Source organism: Mesobacillus sp. (assembly GCF_047739415.1).
Classification (GTDB): Bacteria; Bacillota; Bacilli; order Bacillales; family Cytobacillaceae; genus Mesobacillus.
Genome location: NZ_JBIQOE010000044.1, coordinates 18082 through 40211, shown reverse-complemented (window position 1 = coordinate 40211; position 22130 = coordinate 18082). Strand labels below are relative to the sequence as shown.

Genomic DNA, 22130 nt, shown 5'->3' with positions numbered 1-22130 from the left:
CAATGGTTGTTCTTATTATAGCATAAGTTTTACAGACACTGTAAAAAAGTTTTTCGGATTATAAACTTTGTTGGCTGGATGCACAACATTTTCACCCCCATTTAGTTCCCTCCTAAATACCTGAGACCAGAAAGTTACACTTCCAAAAATACGACAGCAACTCTTTGTAACAGACAGAATTATGCAATTTTATCAAAATATCTGAATTTTCCATTGAAGTATCCAGAAGGTGAGTAGATAATAATTATGTAGGCATATATTCATAATCTGGAGAACCCTGGGGGATACAATGGTAGAATTTATAAAAGATTTGATCCTGCATTTTTCAATTATATTATCGCTCGGCTTCATGTATAACTTTTTATGGATGCAGAAGCGTTCGGTATATAAGAAACAAGTCTTTAAAATGGCCATTTTAGCGGCGCTATTGATGACAATGGTATTGCCTGTAAGATTCCATGGCGGCATGGAATTTGACTTTAAGCTCATTCCAGTCTTCATTGCCTTTTTCTATCTAAGCAGAACTGATAGCTTTTTGCTTGTCGCTGTCCTGCTGTTGTTGCAGGGACTAGTTGAAGTTGACAAGCTCCCGGTCACGGCCGTCAATTATATGGTCATATTAATTCTATTTTTTTCGATTGAAAAATTATATAAGAATACAACTGTTAACAGAAAAATCGCTCTCGGCCTTTTTGTGTACGGCCTGATCACAACGACAAGACTTGCGGCAATGATCAACGCCGGCAAAGCGGAGGATTATCTGTATTTGCTTGTATTTTCACTCGTCTCTTTCATTGCGCTATCGGTAACCATTTATATCATTGAAATGACCAACTTGCAGCTTAAATTGATGCATGAGCTTCACAAAGCTGAGAAATTTTCAGCAATTAGCCAGCTCGCAGCCTCGGTTGCCCATGAAATCCGCAACCCGATGACCACGATCAGAGGCTTCATGCAGGTTCTCCAGGGTGAAAGGAATTTAAATGATAACCAGAATCTCTTCATCACGATATCCCTTCAGGAGCTGGACCGTACCCAGACAATCATTGATAATTTCCTCTCTCTGGCAAAACCAAATACAGGCAGTATGGCGAAAATTGACATGAGCGAACTTTTAAAAGAAACGATTGACTTCATGAGATCCTATTCGCATCTTGCCAATACGGAATTAGTGGAGGCGATCGATAAGAACCTTTGCATCAAAGGTGATGCCCATGAAATCAGACAGGTTTTTATCAATATCCTGAAAAATGGCATTGAAGCAATGCCTTCTGGCGGAAGCATCTACATCATTGCAAAGGTCGACAAGGATAATGTAAGAATCCAGTTCCGGGATGAAGGAGTCGGCATGAATAAAGAGCAGCTCGACAGACTCGGTCACCCTTATTACTCCACGAAGGAAAAAGGAACAGGCCTCGGAATGATGATTTCCTATGATATTATCCAAAGGATGAGAGGAAGAATCAATGTCGAAAGTGAACAAGGAAAAGGCACCACATTCACGATTCTGCTGCCATGTGAGTAATAGAATACATGTCCAATAGTCATCGAATAGCTCTATCGGCCAAACGTCAGGCGGAAGAGTAGGAAAGTGTCCGATAGAAGGGCTCTATCGGCCAAACGTCAGGCGTAAGCGTGAAAAAGTGTCCGATAGGAGACTCGTAGCCTGTCACCTCCGCTTTTTTGGTTTGAAAGTAATTTTTAGTGCGTCGAAATACAGTCTTAAGCTATAATAATTTTTAAAAGATTTTTATAAATGTATTTATGGGAAAGGGGAAGTACACCATGGCTGATTTTAATACTTATTTTTTGATGAATGCTGATGAGGTCACTTCATATGTGAAAGTAAAGACCGATATTTTTGATAAAGATGCTGAATTAAGCTGTACCGAAATTGGGGATGGCAATTTGAATTACGTATTTCGGGTGATTGATGAGCAATCGGGTAAATCACTGATTGTAAAACAGGCTGGTGATACTGCAAGGATTTCCGATGAATTCAAGCTTTCTACAAACCGGATCAAGATTGAATCCAATGTTCTTAAGCTTGAGGGGGAGCTGGCTCCAGGTCTGGTCCCGGATGTATACCTTTTTGATGGTGTGATGAATTGCTGTGTGATGGAGGATCTTTCAGATCACACCATCCTGCGTACAGCGCTTAATGAAGGTCGTATTTTTCCGAGGCTTGCGGATGACCTGACGACTTTTATGGTCAATACGCTTCTGCTTACTTCTGATGTGGTGATGGAACATAAAGCGAAGAAAGCGCTTGTCCAGGATTATATCAATCCTGAATTGTGCGAAATTTCCGAGGATCTTGTATACTCTGAACCTTTCACTGACCATAACAACCGAAATGACCTGTTCCCGGCTAACAAGGAATGGATAGAAGAGAATATATACGGTGATGCAAAATTGCGTTTTGAAGCTGCGAAGCTGAAGTTTGCTTTCATGACCAATGCACAGGCGCTTGTGCATGGAGATTTGCATTCAGGTTCTGTTTTTGTAAAAGAAGATTCTACGAAAGTGATCGACCCTGAATTCGCGTTTTACGGACCGATGGGCTATGACGTTGGCAACGTAATTGCCAATCTGATGTTCGCATGGTCACGCGCACATGTAACACATGCGGATGAGAAATATGTCTCCTGGCTAGAGGAAACGATCAAAGATACTGTAAATCTTTTTGCGGAAAAATTCCTGGCCAGCTGGAAGGAAAATGTCACAGATATCATGGCGAAGGAGCAGGACTTCGACCGCTGGTATCTGGATTCTGTTCTTCAGGATACTGCATCGGTAACTGGCATGGAAATGATTCGCCGTATTGCCGGCCTGGCGAAGGTCAAGGATTTGACGACAATTGCGGATGAGGAGCAACGCGTTATGGCAGAGAGGATTTGTCTGTCTGCAGCGAAGCAGTTCATCTTGGAATCAGACAGCTACAAAACGGGCGAACAATTTTTAAAAGTATTAAAGGATTCAGCTTCAAGCCATAATATGCGATAATAGGACGTTCCCTATCTAGATTTTTAGAGAAAGAGAGGCGCATCAGATGTTGCTTCTGGAAGAACGGATGAAAGTCGTAGAATACGGCAAGAAAATTATGACAAGCGGCCTGACTAAAGGGACGGGTGGAAATATCAGCATTTTCAATCGAGAGAAGCAGCTGGTTGCCATCAGTCCGAGCGGGATTGACTATTTCGAAACGAAGCCTGAGGATGTTGTGATCATTAATTTGGATGGCGAAATCGTCGATGGCAGCAAAAAGCCTTCGAGTGAGCTTGACATGCATTTGATATTTTACCAGCGCCGCGATGATCTAAACGCGCTTGTCCACACCCACTCGCCCTATGCAAAAACGATCGCGACACTTGGCTGGGACATTCCGCCGATCACTTATTTGGTGGCGTTTGCCGGTCCGAATGTTAGGTGTGCTCCCTATGCAACATTTGGAACGAAGGAGCTTGCAGAAAAGGCATTTGAAGGTATGGTGGATAGAAGAGCCGTGCTGCTGGCGAACCACGGTATGATTGCCGGTGCCCATAACATCGAAACAGCATTTACGGTCGCTGAGGAAATAGAGTTCAGCGCTCAGATTTATTACCAGGCGAAAGCGATCGGTGAACCAACCGAGCTTTCTAATGAAGAAATGGTACGTCTGGCGAAGAAATTCGAAAGTTACGGACAGAGATGACCCTTTATTTTGAGGGTTTTTCTTTTTTGTCTGGGAATCTGAATCATTATTCTCTGGTCTTCAATCGGCTTGATAAGTTTTTGATGCTTTTTATCTTGAAAAATTAACTGTCAGCTATATTTCAGAAAAGTGAATCACAAATTCACTAGATTATGCTATGATTATTAAAAGAAAAAAATGGACTGATTGGATAGTTTTACTAAAGGGGGGCGGGCTGGCTATGAGAGCGAGGGCAAGGAAGAGTGAACCTTTTTCATTTGATAAACTGAAGGATTTTTTCACTACTGTGATTCTGCATCTTAGTTTTTATGCCTTCATCGTGTTTCTCGTCGTTTTTTTTATTGATAATTTTAGTTAATACATAAAAACACAGCTGCCGTGATTGGCAGCTGTGTTTTGTTTCTTAAGGATTCATGGGATTGTTATCGTTATGAGGATCCATAGGGTTATTGTTTCCGTTCTGGTTCGGATTGTTCAGGTTTGGCTGAGTACCAGGATTCTGGTTCGGGTTGTTCAAATTAGGCCCAGTTCCAGGATTTGTGTTCTGGTTCAGGTTATTCAAGTTTGGCGGTGTTGCCGGGTTCGGGTTACCAGGGCTGTTCTTTTTCATTTTCTGCTGCTCAACCGCGGCTTTATCAATGCTGGTTTTTTCGATTTTTTCATCGAATTTAGCCAGGTATTTGGAAGCGAAATTCTTGCCGCCTAGACCGAATGCCAATCCGAATGCGAGTGCCAGTCCTCCAAGTGTCAGGATGAACGCTGCGTTCACGATTGCTGGAGCAACTCCAAGCTGGTCTAGGGCCATGAAGACGGCAATTGTGATGATCGCATATTTTGCGACAGTTGCCAGCACGTTTGAAGAATCACCCTGCAGGATGCTGCTGAGCACTTTCTTCGCAAGACCGCCAAGCCATAGGCCGACACCAAGGATGACGATTGCCGCGATCACATGAGGCAGATAAGCTATTACGCCTCGTGCTAGGTCGACGAAGAAATCAAGATTTACGACATTCAATGCTTCAGCTACAAATAGCAGGAAGACAATGACCTGGACGATATAGCCGACAATTTCCGATACGCTTAATGAGTTAGGACGCTTGGCCGTGCCAGCTACACCCATTCCTTTAAAATAAGAGTCGAAACCAATCCTTCTTAATAAATCAGTTGTGAATTTCTTCAGCCATTTTCCAAGCCATAGGCCGATCATGACAAGGATGATAGCGACAACGATATTTGGAATCATCGTCAGGATGTCGTTCAGCATGGCGATGGCTGGTTCGGAAATTCCTTCGACATCAAGGCGCTCAAGAGCAGCGATGACTGTCGGAATCAAAATCAATACGAAAGCAATCGTGCCGATCACTCGTGAAAGGCTTGTGCCTTCAAATAAGCGGGAAAGGCCGAAACGCTGGACTAATTTTTCAGTGCCAATGCTTTGTAAAAAGTTCGTCAGGATATCACGGACGATTTTAGCAACAAAGTAACCGACTAAAAGAATCAGTGCTGCTGCAAATAGTTTAGGAATGAAGGAAAGGATTCCTTCGACCATGTTTTCAAAAGGCTCTGAAACGCCGTGCAGGTTCAGTGCGGACAATACGGCCGGCAATGCCATAAGCAATACAAGATAAAAAACGATGTTCGCGACTTTATCGACGGCATTCGTAGTCTGCTGGTTGTCGTCTGTAAGCTTGTACTTGCTTAATTTTTCATGGACACCGAGCGTCTTGCCGCCTTTCTGGATCAGGAATTTTAAGGCTGAGGCAATCAGCCAGGCAAATAATAGAATCAATCCTGCTTTCAGGATGTTAGGAATCGCTGCGGCAATCGTAGAGAACATTCCGACGAGCGGCTCCGTCAAAACATATAAATCTAAGATATTCAGGAACATGATGAAGACAAATACTAGAATTAAAATATAGACAATTTTGCTGATGATTTTTTCAGCTGAGTACTTGTTATTGTTCACATTCGAAAATAGCTTGTTATCAAGACTTGTTTTTTGAAGCCCCTTGTAAACTGCTTTTTCTATTAATTTTGCGACAAGCCATCCAACGAGCAGGACTGCAAGCGCGATCAGCACATTTGGCAGCTTGCCAAGAATGCTGTCCCAGCCATTGTAAAAATTATTGTTCAAACTTCTCACTCCTTATTTTAATTGGACTTCAGGCTGATCCTGGGGACGCTTATGGATAAGTACAAGAACTAGCGCAGCTTCACCTGTGAAAAAAGTCCTTAGTTAGCTAGCAAGCATATTTTAATCTACCCAAATATTGTCTAGGTAAACAAAGCAGAGAACATTGTCTTAAGGGAATGATGAGATTAGAAATAGAGAGTAGCGAGGGTCCAGGTTTTCAACTATATGGGAGAGAAATTGATTTTTAGAAGGTCTATAAACAATAAAAAACCGGGCATCTGCCCGGTTTTTCATGATTATGCTTTTTTCGATCTCTTTAAATATGCGTAAATCAAATATCCAGCAATGACCACAACACCAAGGGCGATTGTCAGCATCGCGAAGTTTTCTTCGATGAATGGCATGGCCTTGTCGCCCAGTGCGACGATGATTGCTGCTTCAAGGAAGAAGCGCAGGCCTCGTCCAATGATGGACCAGATGATAAGGGTTGGAATCTTCACATTGGAGATTCCGGAAAAAATCGTGAACACTTTGTATGGGATTGGAGTGAATCCAGCTATAAGAATCGCCATCGCACCGTACTTTTCGAAGTACCCTTCTACTAGGGCAATTTTTTCTTCTTTTATAAAATAACGCAGAATTGGACGGCCAACTTTTTTACCGATGTACCAGCCCAGTAGTGCTCCGAGAACGGATCCGGCTGTTGTGATGAATGCGTACCACAATGCCCTGTCAGGGTTCGCGATTCCCATTGGGATCATCAAGACATCAGGCGGGATCGGGAAAAAGGAAGATTCCAGGAAAGACACGAAGAATAGTCCCCAGGAACCAAATTCAAGCAGCCATTCTTCAAACGCATTTATCCATTCAGACATGAAATAGTATCTCCTTTAAGATGTTATAGGGAAGGCCGCAAAATGAGCCTAGTAAAAAGTATACCATGTTTAATTCTGCTAGAGCCAACTATTTCAGCAATGCGAGATGATCGCATACCACGGGCGGGTTAAAAGCAGCCGCAGGTAAAGCGATTCTTTTTTTATATGCTAAAAGTGGTACTCTATAAAGGAACTCGATTAAAAGAGGGAGTTGTCTATGGAATACATAATCTATTTGCTACTGGGCGGCTTAATCAGTGTCCTCTCTGGATTTTTCGGCGTGGGCGGCGGCTTTATCCTGACGCCCATTTTACTGTTGATAGGCTTTTCGCCGCTTGAGGCAATCACGACAAGTTTGTTTTTCACAGTGGGTACATCCATTTCGGGAATTACAGCGCATATCCGCCTGAAGAATATCCTTTGGAAAGAGGGATTGATCATGGGAGGAAGCGGGATTGTCGCGACGCAGCTGGCAAGGCCGCTTGTGTATGCTCTTGAAGCGCGAGGGTGGGATGAAGTCGTCATTCCATTCCTCTATATTATACTGCTGTTATATTTTGCGATAAAAATGATTCGCCAGGGCAAGAAGCCAGAAGACAAGAACCCTCCCCCAGCTTCTTTTTCAATGCCAAAGCTATTGGCCGTTGGCTTTGTCGGAGGCTTTGTCTCGGCAACACTTGGGGTGGGCGGCGGTTTTATCATTGTTCCGCTGATCATTACATCGCTGGGTTTCAATCCGAAAAAGGCAGTCGGAACAAGTTTATTTGCAGTATTGTTGATCGTTTCCGTAGGGTTCGTCTCCTATGCAGTCAACACCGATATCGATTACTTCATTGGTCTGATGCTGGTTGCGGGTACGCTGGTCGGCTCCCAATTCGGTGCCAGAATGACCGGCTATTTTGAAAACAGGGAGATGAATGCAATGCTCGGCCTGCTTTATCTAGCGACGCTGGCAGGAGCAGTTCTGAAGTTGTTTGACCTGAATAAAATGGGCCTTTGGATCATGGGTATATTCATAGTGTATTTTTTTGTAAAATCAATACTTAAAACCAGGGTAATGAAAAAAGGCTGAGCAGCTCAGCCTTTTTTCTCTTTATGCCTCCGAGGTGAATGGATGCTTAATAAACCGAGGATACTCCAGTCCGGGTCTCTTTTTCATAAAAAATGCTCCATCTCTTTTAAAAGGAACGCGCTGATATTGGAGGTCACTGTAATCGGGTGTGAAGTGGAATTGAATTTTATCTGTGTCTGCAAAGTAAATATCTTCTATGTTTACAGGCGCGTTGCTTATGACATCATACAGTTGGACCGTTCTGTTTTCCTTCGTGAAAATAACAATAGCGTCTTTTTCTATATGATAGTAGAGATGCTCAGGAAAAACATTCAGGATATGATACATCGTGATCCCGGCGGAATGGACAGTCGAAAAGGTATGTGAAACCGGTGCCCTTCCGTAAACCGTTTTTTCAATAAGTTCTAGATCGTGAGCTAACTCCAGTTTCTTCAAACCAAATCCACACTGGCCATCAGATATCATTGTAGTATACTGATACTCCTCAACTTTTTCAAAACCGAATTTCGGATAAAAGTTGAGAACACTGTCATTGGCGAATAAGTACATAAAATCATATTTTCCCTTGTAGACATCCAATACATGGTTCATCAGGCTTGCTGACAGGCCCTTGTTCCGATATTCCGGATGTGTCATGACGGTGCCAATCTGCAAAGCTTTATAACTTTTTCCTTCAATAATAAAATCGAGCTCGTTGACCGATACGTTAGCAACGATTATGTCGCCATCTGCATAGGAGAACGGGATGTATCGTTCGCCCCAATATCCGTGTTCATGCCAGCTGGTAAAATCAAGTCCGAAAATGTCAGCAGCAAGCTGGATAAAACTTATCCTCAAAACCTCATTCTCACGATAATCGCTTACTAGCTTCATATATCAAAACTCCTGTCTTTCGAGGCAAACATATACGTTTTATGATGAAACCGGATTCCGTAAATCAACCCCATCGCCAGCATATTGCCCATAAGCGAGCTGCCGCCGTAACTGATGAATGGCAGCGGGATGCCGGTAATCGGCAGCAGCTGGATCGTCATCCCGATATTCTGGAAAACATGGAAGGTGATCATGCTGATGACTCCCGCACTGATGTAGGTATTGAAAGGATCATTCGTATCCAGTGCCGTTTTTGTTAGATGGTAGATTAACAGGAAGTAAAGGCTGATGACAAAGCTGCCGCCCACAAAGCCAAATTCCTCGCCAATGACGCTGAAAATGAAATCTGTGTGGCTTTCGGGAATATAGACTTCGCTGCCATTGATGCCTTTTCCTGTTAGCATGCCGGACCCAATTGCACTGAGGGATTTTAGTAGATGATACCCATATTCCGGGTAGCTCTCCGGGTCAAGCCATGCATATATACGCCCGAACTGATATGTTTTTACACCAAGGTATTTCTTAAGGAACTCAGGCTTCCAGATGACGAGATAAAGGATGCCAGTACCAAATGCCGCGCCTCCCCCATAGAGCGGAAGGATGATTTTCCAGGTGATGCCTGAAACAAGGATGATCCCGGTGAAAATCGCAATCACGACGAGAGATGTGCCCAGGTCAGGCTGCAGCATGATCATCCCAAGTGGCAAGGCGGTGATGAAGCCAAGCTTGATGAAAAGCAGGAAGTCAGTTTGAAGTGTCTTTATCGTATGTTTTGTATGGTGGGCATAGATCGTGCTGCTAAGGGCAAGAATCAGAAAGACCTTCATGAATTCAGAAGGCTGGATGGAACCGAATGGCTCAATGAAGAACCAGCTTTTTGCGCCATTCCTTTCCTCGGCTATACTGGCAGGAGCGAAAAACAGGAAGATGAGCAGGAAGACTCCGAATCCGTACAAATACCAGCTGAGCTTGCGGTACTGATCGCTGTCGAACATCATCACGACGCCAATGATCCCCGACCCAACAACGTACCAAAAGATTTGTTTGTATAAAAAGTTCTGTCCAACATATTGCCCTGTTTTCTGTGCGCTGTATATCGCGAAGCAGCTTGTCAGAAAGAACAACAATAAAAGGAGCGTCAATGTCCAATCAAACCGATCAAATTTTTTAAGAGGCTTCTCCATTTGCTACACCCTGTCCGAATCTGTTTTTACAATACTATGCTAGCAGAGATGAAATATCCTTACAATCCCTGTTGAGTTAACATTTTCCTGTATAGATAATAGACGAATGAATAGGACGAATAGTTTCTTTTGTAATAGGGATTCATTTAGCGGGAAAGTACGATAATAATTATGTTTTTGAAGAGTCAGAATAAGATATTTTCATGTGTTTTTGTTAGAATGGAAAGAGCGTTATTTGTACGGAGTCAAAGTGTCGCTGGCAATCATGCAGCTGAGAATTTTCGGGAGGTTTTGCCTTTGAAAAAGAACCATCCTTATAGCAGGGATTTACTATATGTCCATTTGAACGAGCGGGACCAGTACGTGCTCTCGCATGGTATGGAATTCCATGAATTCGCAAGGTCATTGTCTGATTCGCTTAACCATCTGCTGCTGTTAAAGCATCGCTATGAGGATGGTGAGTTCAATAGACATACCCTATTTGAATATGTACCTGAAGACAGCGTCGAAAAGCTGGTAGCCGCCAATGTCCATGCATACGGGGATTTTTGCTGGATCGATTTTGAGGAAGTGGAAGCACTGAATGTGCTGTCAGCACAGGAGATTGCCGAGCTTCTCTATCTCGGGCATATCAAGCACCATTTGAAGCTGCCTTTTTACAACCAGCTCAACAATCGCTTTGTGTACCTTTCCCATGAGGATGGCTGGTTCAACAAAATATATTACCGCAACTTCAATGATTTTTTCCGGATGCTTGGAACGGTCCTTTCTGGCAAGCTCGGGGAAATAAAACCAGAAAAAACACTGCTCGGGATCAGAAAAAAGAAATCTTATCCAGCCGTCAGCAAGGAGATCCTGAAATCATTGACACCTGCGATGAAGGAAGGGGCGGTTTTTTCGCTGAAAAACATTCAGCAAAACCGCAGCAGAATTGAAATACCGATTTGGATCATCGGAGATTTTGCCAACATGGATGACATGCATGATGAATATAAAGAAGCAAACCGCAGCAATCCGGATGGCAGGCTTATCTTTGATAAAAAAGTGAAAGAATGGAGTCTGCTTGCTCAATAAAGCTGTATTCGTAAAGATTGTTGTTAAAATCCTAAAGCCGATTTTAACGTGATAAAAGTCATTTTGTAAGTCGGTACTAAGTTTGCAAGCTCTTTTCTCATAATAAGCGTTAATTTTGCAAAGAAACTTAGGTAATACAATCCTATTTTGTAGTCAATAGCAACAAAGTTTGAGAAAAGACCCCCCAATAAAGTCGAAAAAGCAAAATTTTTGGAGCAATTTTTGGTAAGTCGTGTATAATTGGATTTAGCGGAAAATTACATATCGAAATGAACGGGTGTCTTTTTAAACAAGACTTAATAGGGAAGTTGGTGAAAATCCAACGCGGTCCCGCCACTGTAAATGGGAGCAAGCTGCAACGGCCACTGTACAAATGTATGGGAAGGCGCAGCGAGCATTGACCATGAGCCAGGAGACCTGCCTGATCATTGCACCAACAAACCTACGAGGATAGGGAGGTGCCGACAGGCTCTATGTCTTTTATGATGATAAAAACATTTGCTTACTCGGACATCTCCCCTTCAGGTGGAGATGTTTTTTTATTTTTATCAATAGCTTTGTTGAAGACCAATGCTGGTTTTTAACATCCTGTTGATTGTAGTGGAAGGCGCGTAGACTCCTGCGGGAAAAGCTGAGAAGATGAGACCCCGCAGGAGCTTGCGACGAGGAGGCTCAGCCTCAGCCCGCGGAAAGCGAAGCGCCTGGAACGAAAATCAACAGCCTGATTTGACGAAGCTGATTGAAAAATTGGAGGAGAAGCAAATGAAAAAATTATTATTGTTGATGATGGCAGCTGCCATGATCCTGGTTGGCTGTGGTACTGAAGCACAGCCTGAAAAGAATGAAAGCGAAAAAACCGCTCAGGAGCAAACGTCGGGTTTCCCGGTCACTGTAAAAGATGCGCTTGATGAAGAAGTTGTCATTGAAGAAAAGCCAGAAAAGATCATTTCCCTGATTCCGAGCAACACGGAAATTGTTTACGCGCTCGACAGCGGTGATGCGATTGTCGGTGTTACCGATTTCGACAATTATCCAGAGGAAGTAATGTCGAAGGAAAAAATCGGCGGGATGGAATTCAATATTGAGAAAATGATTTCACTGAAGCCAGACCTTGTTCTTGCTCCTGGATCAACTGCGGACACTGTAAAAGAAGGTCTACAGCAATTGAAGGATGCAGGAATTGCTGTTGTTGTTGTGAACGATGCGCAGTCATTTGAAGAAGTGTATCAATCAATTGAGATGATTGGCCAGGCAATTGGCGAGCAGGAAAAGGCAGATGAGCTTGTAGATTCAATGAAAAACAGTTTTGCAGAACTGAAGAAGAAAGCAGAGGCAATTAAACCAGAAGAGCAGAAGTCAGTGTTTGTTGAGGTCTCTCCTGCACCGGAAATCTACACAGCCGGCAAAAATACTTTCATCAATGAAATGCTAGAGTTGATTGGCGCAAAGAATGCAGCCGGAGATATGGATGGCTGGCCGAAGGTTGACCCGGAAGCAATCGTAGAGCGTAATCCCGATGTTATTGTGACAACCTATGGTTACTACACAGAAGAGCCGATCGAACAGGTTCTTGCTCGACCAGGCTGGAATAATGTAAAAGCAGTCAAGGACCAGCAGGTATTCGATGTCCACTCTGATCTTGTTACCCGTTCAGGCCCAAGGCTAGCTGAAGGAGCAGAGGAGCTTGCAAAAGCCATTTATCCGGACGTTTTTAAATAATATAGGATTAGCCTATATCATTTCGGCAGCATTTTTGATCATTTCGATGCTGTTGGGCATTTCAATCGGAACGGTTTCCATCCCTGTACCCGCTATTATTGAAATCATTGGTGCTGAGATTTTCCGCTTTCAGGGACAGGGAATCGATTCGATGCATGAAAGCATTGTCATGGATATCAGGCTGCCCCGCGTTTTGCTGGCAGGGCTCGTCGGTGCGTCCCTGGCAATTGCCGGTGCTGCGTTCCAGGGACTGCTCCGTAACCCGCTGGCAGATCCATATACACTTGGGATTTCATCAGGGGCCTCAATCGGTGCGGTCGTCACGCTGTTTTTTGGAATCTCATTGCCGTTAGTTGGAGCATTCACCTTGCCGGTGCTGAGCATTTTATTCGCATTCGCAACCGTGTTGTTTGTGCTCTTTTTTGCCCGGAGAATCGACAGGCTGCTCAGGGTTGAGACGATTATATTGACTGGAATCATTTTAAGTTCATTTCTTGGATCATTCATTTCATTGATGATCGCCCTATCCGGCGAGGAGCTGCGGCAAATCATTGGCTGGCTGCTTGGCAGTGTCTCGATGCGCGGCTGGGAATACATCAAAATTATTATTCCTTTCTTTATTATTGGTTTGGTGATTTTGCTTGCAAATACGAGGGAGCTGAATGCAATGTCCTTCGGTGAGGAACGGGCGCAGCACCTTGGTGTGAATGTCGAGCGCCGCAAGCTGCTGATTTTATTGTCTGGTTCTCTTTTAACTGGTTCAGCAGTTGCGGTTTCAGGAACGATCGGCTTTGTCGGTCTCGTCATCCCGCATCTGACAAGGACCGTCTGGGGACCGGACCATCGCCATTTGGTGCCGCTATCCGTGTTGATTGGCAGCGGCTTCCTGATTTTGGCCGACCTTGTATCGAGAACAATCATCGCGCCAACAGAATTGCCGATCGGCGTGATCACAGCCTTGATCGGTGCTCCGGTTTTTGCGTTGATTTTAATGAGAAATCGTAAAGAAAGAAGTGCTGGCCGATGATTACAGTGAAGGATTTGACAGGCGGATATGCAGGCGGAGAGGTGTTGAAGGAAATCTCCTTTGAGGTTGGCAAAGGGGAGCTGTTTGGAATCCTTGGACCCAATGGCAGCGGGAAAACAACGCTTTTAAAAATGATCAGCGGAGCCCTGGATTTCAGCGTAGGTTCCATCGACGTGGATGGGCGTCCGTTAACACAATACTCTCCAAAGCAGCTTGCAAGGATGATGGCCGTCCTGCCACAGCACGGGGAGCAGGCATTTCCTTATACGGTAAAAGAAACCGTTTCACTCGGGCGCTATGCACACCAGAAAGGCTGGTTCAATAGCTGGCGAGACAAGGATGAACAGATTGTTCAGAAAGTGATGGAACAAACAGGGATAACTCACCTTCAGGAAAAATCGATCGTGGAATTGTCCGGCGGTGAAAAGCAGCGGGTATTTCTCGCGCAGGCACTGGCTCAGCAGCCCAGGATTCTCCTGCTTGATGAGCCGACGAACCACCTCGACCTCAGCTTCCAAAAGGAACTGCTCGACTTGCTGAAAAAGTGGGCAGCGGAAGAGGAATTGACTGTTGTCTCGATTTTTCATGACTTGAATCTGGCTTCATTATATTGTGACAGGCTGCTATTGATGGAAAACGGTGAAGTTTTGATAGTTGACACTCCTGCGGAGGTTTTAAAGGAAGAGCGAATTAAAAAAGTATATAAAACTCAGATCAAAAACCATCCGCACCCGGAAATTGCCAAGCCGCAATTGCTGCTGGTTCCCGAAGAGGATGGAGGTCATGAGGCTGATTTTAAAATAGACGCCAGGTTTCTTGATGTCGGGCAAGACAGGATTGTCCTCCAGTCACCGGTGAAATTAAGGACGATGTCTTCCGGAATCACCGGTGCCGGGATCGGCTGGCACAGTTCGTTCGTACACCGGATTGTTCCGATGGAATATGACTGCAGCGACCATAAGGCGGAAATGGCTGAGTATTTGCAGGAAAATGGCTTCCTGCCAAGCGAGACGGTTGGAATGATGACAGCTGTTCCCGTGGAGACAGCATCATACCGGCTGTTTGAGGCTGATGGCCTTTCCATTTTCATCATTGTCTCAGCCGGGAATACCCAGCGTGACCGACCGCGGAATATCAATACATGGCTGTTCATTAATGGCAGGATTTCCGAGGAGGCTTTTATCCAGAGCGCAATGACGGCGGCAGAAGCGAAAATAAGTGTTTTGAATGAGCTTGAGGGAAGCGGGGCTGGCATTGCTGGCCCGTCCGCTGGAATTTCCACGGACAGCATCTGTATCTCCGCAACCCAGCAGGGGGATTCGATTTCTTATGCAGGCACTGCCACCCCACTCGGGAAGCTGATCAGCGAGGGGATTTATACTTGCACGAAGGAAGCGATATTGAAGTACAGAGCAAGTAAGGCTGCGTGCAAGCATTAAATGAAGGAATTACATCATTTAGTCTCGAATTCTTGATTAAGAGGTGATGATGATGGAATTGAAATTGGGTTATGTTATTTTATATGTGGCTGATTTTGAAAAAACAAAGCATTTTTACGGTGAGCTGCTCGGCCTTAAACTTCGGAATGAATTTGGCACCTATATCGAATATGAAACAGGCAATACCGTGCTGTCGATGAATACAAGGGAAAGCGGCCGCGAGATTACAACTCTGCCGATTCCAGATGGAGTCAGGAAAGAACAAACCTTCGAGCTCGGATTTGTAACAGAGGATGTCGCAGGCACAGTGGAAAAGCTGAGGTCAGCAGGAGTTCCAATCCTGCTCGAGCCAACCGAAAAACCATGGGGCCAGGTCGTTGCCTATGCAGCCGACCCGGATGGGCACTACATAGAAATATGCACCCCGATTGGGTAAAACAAAGTCCTGCAGCTTATTGAGCTGCAGGACTTTGTTTGTGAGTGAATTCCATATTCCGGGGTGGAGCTGAACTCCGGAAAAGTTAATATTTAAAAATTCTATAAGCCCGAATGAGGTTGAAACGAGCGAAAAGGTCCTATAGAAAGATTCTATAAGCCCGAATGAGGTTGAAACGAGCGAAAAGGTCCTATAGAAAAATTCTATAAGCCCAAAATGAGTGTGGAACCCGCGAAAAGGTCCTAGAGAAAGATTCCATAAGCCCGAATGGGTAACAAAACTCTATTTTTTAAAAGCTTGCATGAAGCAGAGCCAGAATGGTGGTTTTACATTTTAAGGTTTTTAACGCACCTTTGTGAGGAACGAAGGTATCAATCGATATTTGAAGAAAAGAACGATATACAGCGCTTACAATGATAGTTGCTAGTTTTTATAAATATGTTATGATAAATCCTGTTTTTATCGGACCCGGCTTGCTTGAGAGTAGGAAGCCACAAAAAACTATTAAGGGGTGTTTACTTGAATACTAATACAATTAAAGAACAATGGTTTGGCAACGTTAAAGGAGATATCCTTGCAGGAATCGTCGTTGCGCTTGCTTTGATTCCTGAAGCGATCGCCTTTTCGATTATTGCTGGTGTTGACCCAATGGTAGGACTTTACGCTTCATTCGCAATTGCTGTGACAATCGCGATTGTCGGCGGCCGTCCTGGCATGATTTCAGCAGCGACCGGTGCGATGGCACTGCTGATGGTGACGCTTGTTGCGGACCATGGTTTGCAATATTTAATGGCAGCTACGATTTTGACAGGAGTCCTGCAGATTCTGTTTGGTGTGTTTAAATTGGCAAGGTTCATGAAGTTCATTCCGCGTTCCGTTATGATTGGCTTCGTTAACGCACTTGCAATTTTGATTTTCATGGCACAGCTAGAGCAGTTTGTAGACGCAACATGGGTAATGTATGCAATGGTCGCGGGCGCGCTTGCAATCATTTATCTTTTCCCGCGTATTACTAAGGCTGTTCCGTCCCCGCTTGTGGCAATTATCGTCATTACGGTGTTAGCACTTATGACAAAGAGTGATGTAAGAACAGTTGGTGATATGGGGAATCTGACTTCAGCGTTGCCAACATTCTTGATTCCGAATGTACCTTTTAACCTTGAAACGTTAAAAATTATTTTCCCATACTCATTGGCTTTGGCGATTGTCGGCTTGCTTGAATCATTGCTGACAGCTTCGATCGTTGATGATATGACAGATACTTCTAGTGATAAAAATAAGGAAAGCCGCGGCCAGGGGATTGCGAATATTGTTGCCGGACTATTCGGCGGCATGGCAGGCTGCGCAATGATTGGCCAGTCCGTTATAAACGTTAAATCTGGCGGTCGAGGCAGATTGTCTGCACTTGTTGCCGGTACTTTCCTGATGTTCCTGATTATTGTTTTAGGTAATATTGTTGTCCAAATTCCAATGGCTGCCCTTGTTGGCGTCATGATCATGGTATCGATTGGAACGTTCGATTGGTCATCAATCAAAGGCATGGCAAAGACTCCTGTTACAGATACAATCGTCATGGTTGTCACAACTGTCACAACAGTGTTCACGCATGACTTATCGAAAGGTGTATTTGCCGGAATCATCTTGAGCGCGATTTTCTTCGTAGCGAAAATCTCCAAGGTGAAAGTCACTTCAACATTTGATGTTGCGGCTGACCGCCGCACGTATTTTGTATCAGGACAAGTATTCTTCGCGTCTGTTACTGATTTGATTGAATCCTTCGATTTAAAAGAATCAGCAAAAGAAGTCGTAATCGACCTGACACATGCCCATGTTTGGGATGACTCAGCCGTTGCGGCAATTGATAAAATCGTTATCAAGTTGAGGGAGAACGGGTCGGTTGTGCGTTTGCACGGCCTGAATGAACCAAGCTCTCACTTGATTGACAAACTAGCCGTTCACAAACAGGAAGGCGCCAAACTTTCCGGACATTAAAACGTAAAATATATTTTGGGAAAGCACGTTGACGAATCAGCGTGCTTTCTTTATATATAAGAAAATGGAAATAAATTCAGGAGGAATGGCATGTTTAAAAGAATCTTGTTAGCTTCTGATGGTTCAGACCATTCAGTGCGCGCGGCGAAAAAAGCGGTGGAATTAGCAAAGTTGAGCGGCGATAGTGAAATAACAGTGGTATATGTTGTCGATGGGCAGACATCTAAGGAAGATGTCCTTCACAATGCAGACCGAACAGTAGTCGAGGAGAAAAGAAAAATCAGGCTCCAGCCGGTAACAAATATGCTAGAAGAAGAGAGCTTGAACTTCAAGTATGAAAAATTACTAGGTGAACCTGGACCAGCAATTGTCGACTATGCTAATAAGAATCATTTTGATGTCGTAGTACTCGGAAGCCGCGGGTTGAACGGCCTTCAGGAAATGGTACTTGGCAGCGTCAGCCATAAAGTCGCTAAAAGAGTAAAAGCACCCGTTCTAATTGTGAAATAAGCTAGCTAACTATAATTCATATAATCAGCAGTCAGGTCATTTTAATGATTTGACTGCTTTTTTTCGGTGAATAAGTTTGATTATTTCGGAAAGGCAGTATTATTTGCCTGAAATATTGTTTGCAGATGAAAAGTCCGTGGATCTATAGGTGAAATATTAGTGTTTTATAGCGAAAACAGATTTTTTATAGCGATATTTTAATTTATATAGCGAAAATAAAGATTTAATAGCGAAAATAACTTTTTTATAGCGAGTTTTAATTTTTTATAGCGAAAATCAGAATTTAATAGCGAATTGGAAATAAACCTCGGTTTTTTCCAGTTCTAAAAAATCAGAACAAAAACCGGGATCGTTAACAGATTCGCTCATTCACAGAATCACAAATTAATTCATATGGTAATTTAGGGGCCAAAATTGGGTGGATTGCCTATAAGTGGCTGTTGAAAGGAAAATTATTCAGTGGATTCCAACTTTTAACTCCCTGGCAGGTTTCATGCTGTTAAAACAGGAAATAGTATAGCTGGAGAGCAAATATTAAATATTGATAACAATTCCTTAATTAAAAAATAAAGTGGTAAAATAATAAACGGATTGAATTTTATTGGAGGTCTATTTTTATGAAGACAAGAATTGGGCTGCTATACGGCGGCAAATCGGCTGAACATAAAGTATCGATGCAGACAGCTTTGGCTGTGACGAAGGCATTGGATTTTGAAAAATTCGAGATTTACCCTATATACATAACGGAGGAAGGAGAGTGGGTCAAGGGTCCTCAGCTGGGCGCTCCTGCAGAGAATGTAAAGGCGCTTGAGTTTTCCAATAACTCCAACCTGCCGACTCCTTCATTCACACCAGCATTATTCCAAGCGGGCGGTGCAGAATCCGGGAAGACTCTTGATGTCATCTTCCCATTGCTTCACGGGCCGAACGGTGAGGATGGAACGGTTCAAGGCTTGCTTGAATTATTGAACCTCCCTTACGTTGGCAACGGTGTCCTTGCTTCAGCTGCAGGCATGGATAAAATCGTCATGAAAAATGTTTTCGCACAGGCAGGACTGCCTCAGGTGGACTATGTTTCCGCTCTAAGAAGTGAATGGGAAAAGGACAGTGAAAAAGTATACGGCCAAGTTGAAGAAAGGCTGGGATATCCTTGCTTTGTAAAGCCTGCAAACCTTGGATCAAGCGTAGGAATCAGCAAGGCATCCAACAAGCAGGAGCTTGAAGAAGCGTTCAAAGAGGCCTTCCAATTCGACCGCAAAATCATCATTGAACAGGGTGTTGTCGCACGTGAGATCGAAATCGGCGTAATGGGCAACGATGAACCGGAATGCTCGGTAGTTGGGGAAATCGTCCCTAAGAAGGATTTCTATGATTACAAAGCGAAGTATGAAGATGGCGATACAGCAATGATCATTCCTGCTGAGATCACTGAGCAGCAATATGCTGATCTAAAAGAAATGGCAATCACTGCTTTCAAGGCATTGGATTGCTCAGGCCTTGTGCGCGCCGATTTCTTCCTGACAAAGGATGGCCAGCTTCTAATCAATGAAGTCAATACAATGCCTGGTTTCACGCCATTCAGCATGTTCCCACTATTGTGGAAGCATACCGGCGTTGAATATCCGCAGTTAATCGAAAAGCTCGTGAACCTTGGAATACAACGACACGCTGAAAAACAGAAGATCAAATATACTTTTTAACCTATAAATCAACCAGGGAGACACGGCAGCTGCCGTGTTCTCTTTTCATGGGAGGAAATAAAAGATGATCCAAAAAACATTATCACAAATCGCTGAAATGGCAGGCGGATTGAATGATGTAAGCAAATTTGCTGATGTAATCGTCAAGGGTGTTTCAATCGACACTCGTAAAATAGAAGCAGGAAATCTGTTTGTTCCTTTTAAAGGTGCCCGGACAGATGGACATAACTTTGTCGCTGATGTCATCCAGAATGGCGGAGCTTCAGCAGCATTATGGCAAAAAGATGTCCCGAACCCTCCGGGGGATTTGCCAATTATCATTGTGGAAGACACAACAACTGCCTTGCAGGAGCTGGCAAGAAGCTACCGCAACTCGCTGGATATTAAGGTTGTCGGTATTACAGGCAGCAACGGAAAAACGACGACAAAGGACATGACAGCAAATCTTCTGGCGCAAAAATACAAGGTGCAAAAGACGGAAGGCAACTTCAATAACCACCTGGGCCTTCCGCTGACGCTTCTTCGCTTGCGTGAAGATACAGAGGTTGCCGTGCTCGAAATGGGCATGAGCAGCAAAGGTGAAATAGAATTTTTAACGAAAATGGGTCGCCCTGATGCCGTAATCATCACGAACATTGGTGAATCGCACCTGCTTGATCTTGGTTCGAGGGAAGCGATTGCCGATGCGAAGCTTGAAATCATCGACGGCCTTCAGGAGAACGGGCTGATCATATTCCATGGAGACGAGCCGCTTTTGCAAGAACGACTGAAGGATTATACAGGGAATGGCGAGCTCAAAACGTTCGGGGCGAGCCAGGATAATGACTTCTATCCGGTCAGCATCGAGCCGATGGAAAATGGCAGCAAATTCAAGACGAACGTCGGTGATGAAACTTTCTATCTGCCGGTACTCGGAAACCATAATATCCTCAATGCGCTGGCGGCCATGCTTGCAGCAGAGTTCCTGGGCGTTCCTTTTGAAAAAGTGAATGATGGCTTCGCGAGCTTGAAGCTGACGAATATGAGGATGGAGCTTTCTGAAGGTGCTCATGGTGAAAAAATCATCAATGATGCATACAATGCGAGTCCGACATCCATGAAGGCGGCAATCGACCTTGTTGCCGACCTTTCAGGTTATAATCGAAAAATCCTCGTACTCGGTGACATGCTTGAGCTTGGGCCCCTTGAGGAAGAGTATCATTATAAGGTAGGTTCTTCTGTTGATGCCGGAAAGATTGATTATGTATTCACCTACGGCAAGCTCAGCGAATCAATTGCCAAGGGTGCAAAAGAAGTCCTTGGCAACGACAGGGCGTTTTCCTTCCAGGATAAACAGCAACTGAGCAATGAACTAAAAAAATACGTAACAGGCGAAACCATCGTTCTCGTAAAAGCTTCGCGCGGCATGGCGCTTGAAGAAGTTGTCCATGCATTGCAGCAATAAAAGTCCGCAACAAGATGTCCTGCCTGTCAGGGCATCTTGTTGCATTTAACAGTATGATGACAAAAGGCTATATCCATGAAAATTCGGGTTAAATGTTTTAAAATGGGGAAAGATTAAATACGAGAAAAACTAATGGGTGATTGGTTATGATAGGTTGTCTGTTAATACATGGTTTTACAGGGTCACCGTTCGAAGTGGAACCACTTGCCCAATCATTGAAGAAGAGGACTGATTGGAAAATAGTAGTTCCTACCTTGCCTGGCCATGGTGATGAGCTTAGATTGAGGGGAATCAAGCATAATGAGTGGCTTGACCATGCCGAGAATGAATTGAAGGCGCTATTGAAAGAGTGTGATACCGTGTATGTTGTCGGATTTTCGATGGGCGGGCTGATTGCCAGCTATCTCGCCTCGAATTACCGAGTTGACAAGCTTGTCCTGCTCAGTGCAGCAGCTTATTATGTAAATCCGAAACAGCTTGCTTCTGACATCAAGGAAATGATGAGGGACACGGTAAAAGGAAAATTAAAAGAAAATGAGTTATTCAAGCGTTACACAAGAAAAATCAAAGAAACACCCATGACCGCTACCTTGCAGTTTCGCAGGCTTGTGAGCAAAATAAAGCCTATTCTCAACGAAGTGAAGGTGCCTACATTGATCGCTCAAGGCGAGAGTGACGGCATCGTCCCCCCGAAAAGCGCCCATTATCTATATGAAAATATTGGCGCTGAAGAAAAACGGCTGATTTTTTATAAGAACTCCAAACATCTGATCTGCCATTGTGATGAAAAAGAACACTTATTTGACGAGGTATATGATTTTTTGACCTCCAAACCGAGAGAAGGAATCAGAAGCTGAAGCAATTCCTCAAAAATTGCTTTTCCTTCCTAAAGATGGTATGATAAATATTGAGTGTCTAACTGAGAAAATCCTTTAAGCGGACATACTCCCGTGTTGG

General features: G+C 43.9%; 18 protein-coding genes and 1 riboswitch. Of the genes, 14 read left to right on the top strand and 4 right to left on the bottom strand.

The window, feature by feature from the left end:
* The first annotated feature begins 289 nt into the window (after positions 1-289).
* The 3 genes from ACH0QE_RS04250 to ACH0QE_RS04240 all read left to right on the top strand — a co-directional run bounded on the left by ACH0QE_RS04250 (position 290) and on the right by ACH0QE_RS04240 (position 3694).
* Positions 290-1525 carry an ATP-binding protein gene (locus tag ACH0QE_RS04250; protein WP_415799451.1) on the top strand — a complete coding sequence of 412 codons (1236 nt, stop codon included), beginning with the start codon at positions 290-292 and terminating at the stop codon, positions 1523-1525.
* Between the two features lie 260 nt (positions 1526-1785).
* A complete protein-coding gene (gene mtnK / locus ACH0QE_RS04245; RefSeq protein WP_415799450.1) occupies positions 1786-3006 on the top strand; it encodes an S-methyl-5-thioribose kinase in 1221 nt (406 codons plus the stop codon).
* A gap of 46 nt (positions 3007-3052) precedes the next feature.
* On the top strand, positions 3053-3694 hold the full coding sequence (locus tag ACH0QE_RS04240; protein ID WP_415799449.1) for an L-fuculose-phosphate aldolase: 642 nt from the start codon (positions 3053-3055) through the stop codon (positions 3692-3694).
* Positions 3695-4097: 403 nt separating this feature from the next.
* On the opposite strand, the gene ACH0QE_RS04235 is transcribed toward ACH0QE_RS04240, so the two are convergent.
* On the bottom strand, positions 4098-5828 hold the full coding sequence (locus ACH0QE_RS04235) for a mechanosensitive ion channel (protein ID WP_415799448.1): 1731 nt from the start codon (positions 5826-5828) through the stop codon (positions 4098-4100).
* A gap of 296 nt (positions 5829-6124) precedes the next feature.
* Positions 6125-6703, bottom strand: a complete 579-nt coding sequence (locus ACH0QE_RS04230) for a YqaA family protein (RefSeq protein ID WP_415799447.1) — start codon at positions 6701-6703, stop codon at positions 6125-6127.
* 217 nt (positions 6704-6920) lie between these two features.
* Between ACH0QE_RS04230 and ACH0QE_RS04225 the strand changes: the two genes are divergently transcribed.
* Positions 6921-7775 (top strand): sulfite exporter TauE/SafE family protein, encoded by an 855-nt coding sequence (locus tag ACH0QE_RS04225; protein ID WP_415799446.1) that lies wholly within the window; start codon positions 6921-6923, stop codon positions 7773-7775.
* 21 nt (positions 7776-7796) lie between these two features.
* Here the strand turns inward: ACH0QE_RS04225 and ACH0QE_RS04220 are convergent, their stop codons facing one another.
* Entirely contained in the window at positions 7797-8648 is an 852-nt protein-coding gene (locus ACH0QE_RS04220; RefSeq protein ID WP_415799445.1) for a GNAT family N-acetyltransferase, read from the bottom strand.
* Positions 8645-9832, bottom strand: coding sequence for an FtsW/RodA/SpoVE family cell cycle protein (locus tag ACH0QE_RS04215; protein ID WP_415799444.1), 1188 nt, complete (start codon positions 9830-9832; stop codon positions 8645-8647). Before ACH0QE_RS04215 ends, ACH0QE_RS04220 begins: the two co-directional genes overlap by 4 nt.
* 297 nt (positions 9833-10129) lie before the next feature.
* Here ACH0QE_RS04215 and ACH0QE_RS04210 point away from each other — a divergent pair, with 297 nt between their 5' ends.
* The 10 genes from ACH0QE_RS04210 (at position 10130) to ACH0QE_RS04165 (ending at position 22030) form a co-directional block, all read left to right on the top strand.
* Complete coding sequence (locus ACH0QE_RS04210) at positions 10130-10906, top strand: hypothetical protein (RefSeq protein ID WP_415799443.1); 777 nt, start codon at positions 10130-10132, stop codon at positions 10904-10906.
* A gap of 258 nt (positions 10907-11164) precedes the next feature.
* A riboswitch (cobalamin riboswitch) is annotated at positions 11165-11345 on the top strand.
* A 323-nt stretch (positions 11346-11668) separates the two neighbouring features.
* Positions 11669-12625, top strand: a complete 957-nt coding sequence (locus ACH0QE_RS04205) for an ABC transporter substrate-binding protein (RefSeq protein WP_415799442.1) — start codon at positions 11669-11671, stop codon at positions 12623-12625.
* Positions 12591-13652 carry a FecCD family ABC transporter permease gene (locus ACH0QE_RS04200; RefSeq protein WP_415799441.1) on the top strand — a complete coding sequence of 354 codons (1062 nt, stop codon included), beginning with the start codon at positions 12591-12593 and terminating at the stop codon, positions 13650-13652. Before ACH0QE_RS04205 ends, ACH0QE_RS04200 begins: the two co-directional genes overlap by 35 nt.
* Complete coding sequence (locus tag ACH0QE_RS04195) at positions 13649-15091, top strand: heme ABC transporter ATP-binding protein (protein ID WP_415799440.1); 1443 nt, start codon at positions 13649-13651, stop codon at positions 15089-15091. Before ACH0QE_RS04200 ends, ACH0QE_RS04195 begins: the two co-directional genes overlap by 4 nt.
* A 52-nt stretch (positions 15092-15143) precedes the next feature.
* On the top strand, positions 15144-15527 hold the full coding sequence (locus tag ACH0QE_RS04190; RefSeq protein WP_415799439.1) for a VOC family protein: 384 nt from the start codon (positions 15144-15146) through the stop codon (positions 15525-15527).
* Between the two features lie 519 nt (positions 15528-16046).
* Positions 16047-17519, top strand: coding sequence for a SulP family inorganic anion transporter (locus tag ACH0QE_RS04185; RefSeq protein WP_415799438.1), 1473 nt, complete (start codon positions 16047-16049; stop codon positions 17517-17519).
* A 90-nt stretch (positions 17520-17609) separates the two neighbouring features.
* On the top strand, positions 17610-18029 hold the full coding sequence (locus ACH0QE_RS04180) for a universal stress protein (RefSeq protein ID WP_415799437.1): 420 nt from the start codon (positions 17610-17612) through the stop codon (positions 18027-18029).
* Positions 18030-18646: 617 nt separating this feature from the next.
* On the top strand, positions 18647-19729 hold the full coding sequence (locus ACH0QE_RS04175; protein ID WP_415799436.1) for a D-alanine--D-alanine ligase: 1083 nt from the start codon (positions 18647-18649) through the stop codon (positions 19727-19729).
* Between the two features lie 64 nt (positions 19730-19793).
* Positions 19794-21173: a UDP-N-acetylmuramoyl-tripeptide--D-alanyl-D-alanine ligase gene (locus tag ACH0QE_RS04170; RefSeq protein WP_415799434.1), complete on the top strand. Its 1380-nt coding sequence runs from the start codon at positions 19794-19796 to the stop codon at positions 21171-21173.
* 146 nt (positions 21174-21319) lie between these two features.
* Positions 21320-22030, top strand: a complete 711-nt coding sequence (locus ACH0QE_RS04165) for an alpha/beta hydrolase (RefSeq protein WP_415799433.1) — start codon at positions 21320-21322, stop codon at positions 22028-22030.
* The last annotated feature ends 100 nt before the right edge of the window (positions 22031-22130 follow it).

What these genes read in the sequence shown, in the direction of transcription:
- ACH0QE_RS04250 (WP_415799451.1), top strand. Translation starts at nt 290, where the DNA reads ATGGTAGAATTTATAAAAGATTTGATCCTGCATTTTTCAATTATATTA.
- mtnK (WP_415799450.1), top strand. Translation starts at nt 1,786, where the DNA reads ATGGCTGATTTTAATACTTATTTTTTGATGAATGCTGATGAGGTCACT.
- ACH0QE_RS04240 (WP_415799449.1), top strand. Translation starts at nt 3,053, where the DNA reads ATGTTGCTTCTGGAAGAACGGATGAAAGTCGTAGAATACGGCAAGAAA.
- ACH0QE_RS04230 (WP_415799447.1), bottom strand. Translation starts at nt 6,703, where the DNA reads ATGTCTGAATGGATAAATGCGTTTGAAGAATGGCTGCTTGAATTTGGT.
- ACH0QE_RS04225 (WP_415799446.1), top strand. Translation starts at nt 6,921, where the DNA reads ATGGAATACATAATCTATTTGCTACTGGGCGGCTTAATCAGTGTCCTC.
- ACH0QE_RS04220 (WP_415799445.1), bottom strand. Translation starts at nt 8,648, where the DNA reads ATGAAGCTAGTAAGCGATTATCGTGAGAATGAGGTTTTGAGGATAAGT.
- ACH0QE_RS04215 (WP_415799444.1), bottom strand. Translation starts at nt 9,832, where the DNA reads ATGGAGAAGCCTCTTAAAAAATTTGATCGGTTTGATTGGACATTGACG.
- ACH0QE_RS04205 (WP_415799442.1), top strand. Translation starts at nt 11,669, where the DNA reads ATGAAAAAATTATTATTGTTGATGATGGCAGCTGCCATGATCCTGGTT.
- ACH0QE_RS04195 (WP_415799440.1), top strand. Translation starts at nt 13,649, where the DNA reads ATGATTACAGTGAAGGATTTGACAGGCGGATATGCAGGCGGAGAGGTG.
- ACH0QE_RS04190 (WP_415799439.1), top strand. Translation starts at nt 15,144, where the DNA reads ATGGAATTGAAATTGGGTTATGTTATTTTATATGTGGCTGATTTTGAA.
- ACH0QE_RS04180 (WP_415799437.1), top strand. Translation starts at nt 17,610, where the DNA reads ATGTTTAAAAGAATCTTGTTAGCTTCTGATGGTTCAGACCATTCAGTG.
- ACH0QE_RS04175 (WP_415799436.1), top strand. Translation starts at nt 18,647, where the DNA reads ATGAAGACAAGAATTGGGCTGCTATACGGCGGCAAATCGGCTGAACAT.
- ACH0QE_RS04170 (WP_415799434.1), top strand. Translation starts at nt 19,794, where the DNA reads ATGATCCAAAAAACATTATCACAAATCGCTGAAATGGCAGGCGGATTG.
- ACH0QE_RS04165 (WP_415799433.1), top strand. Translation starts at nt 21,320, where the DNA reads ATGATAGGTTGTCTGTTAATACATGGTTTTACAGGGTCACCGTTCGAA.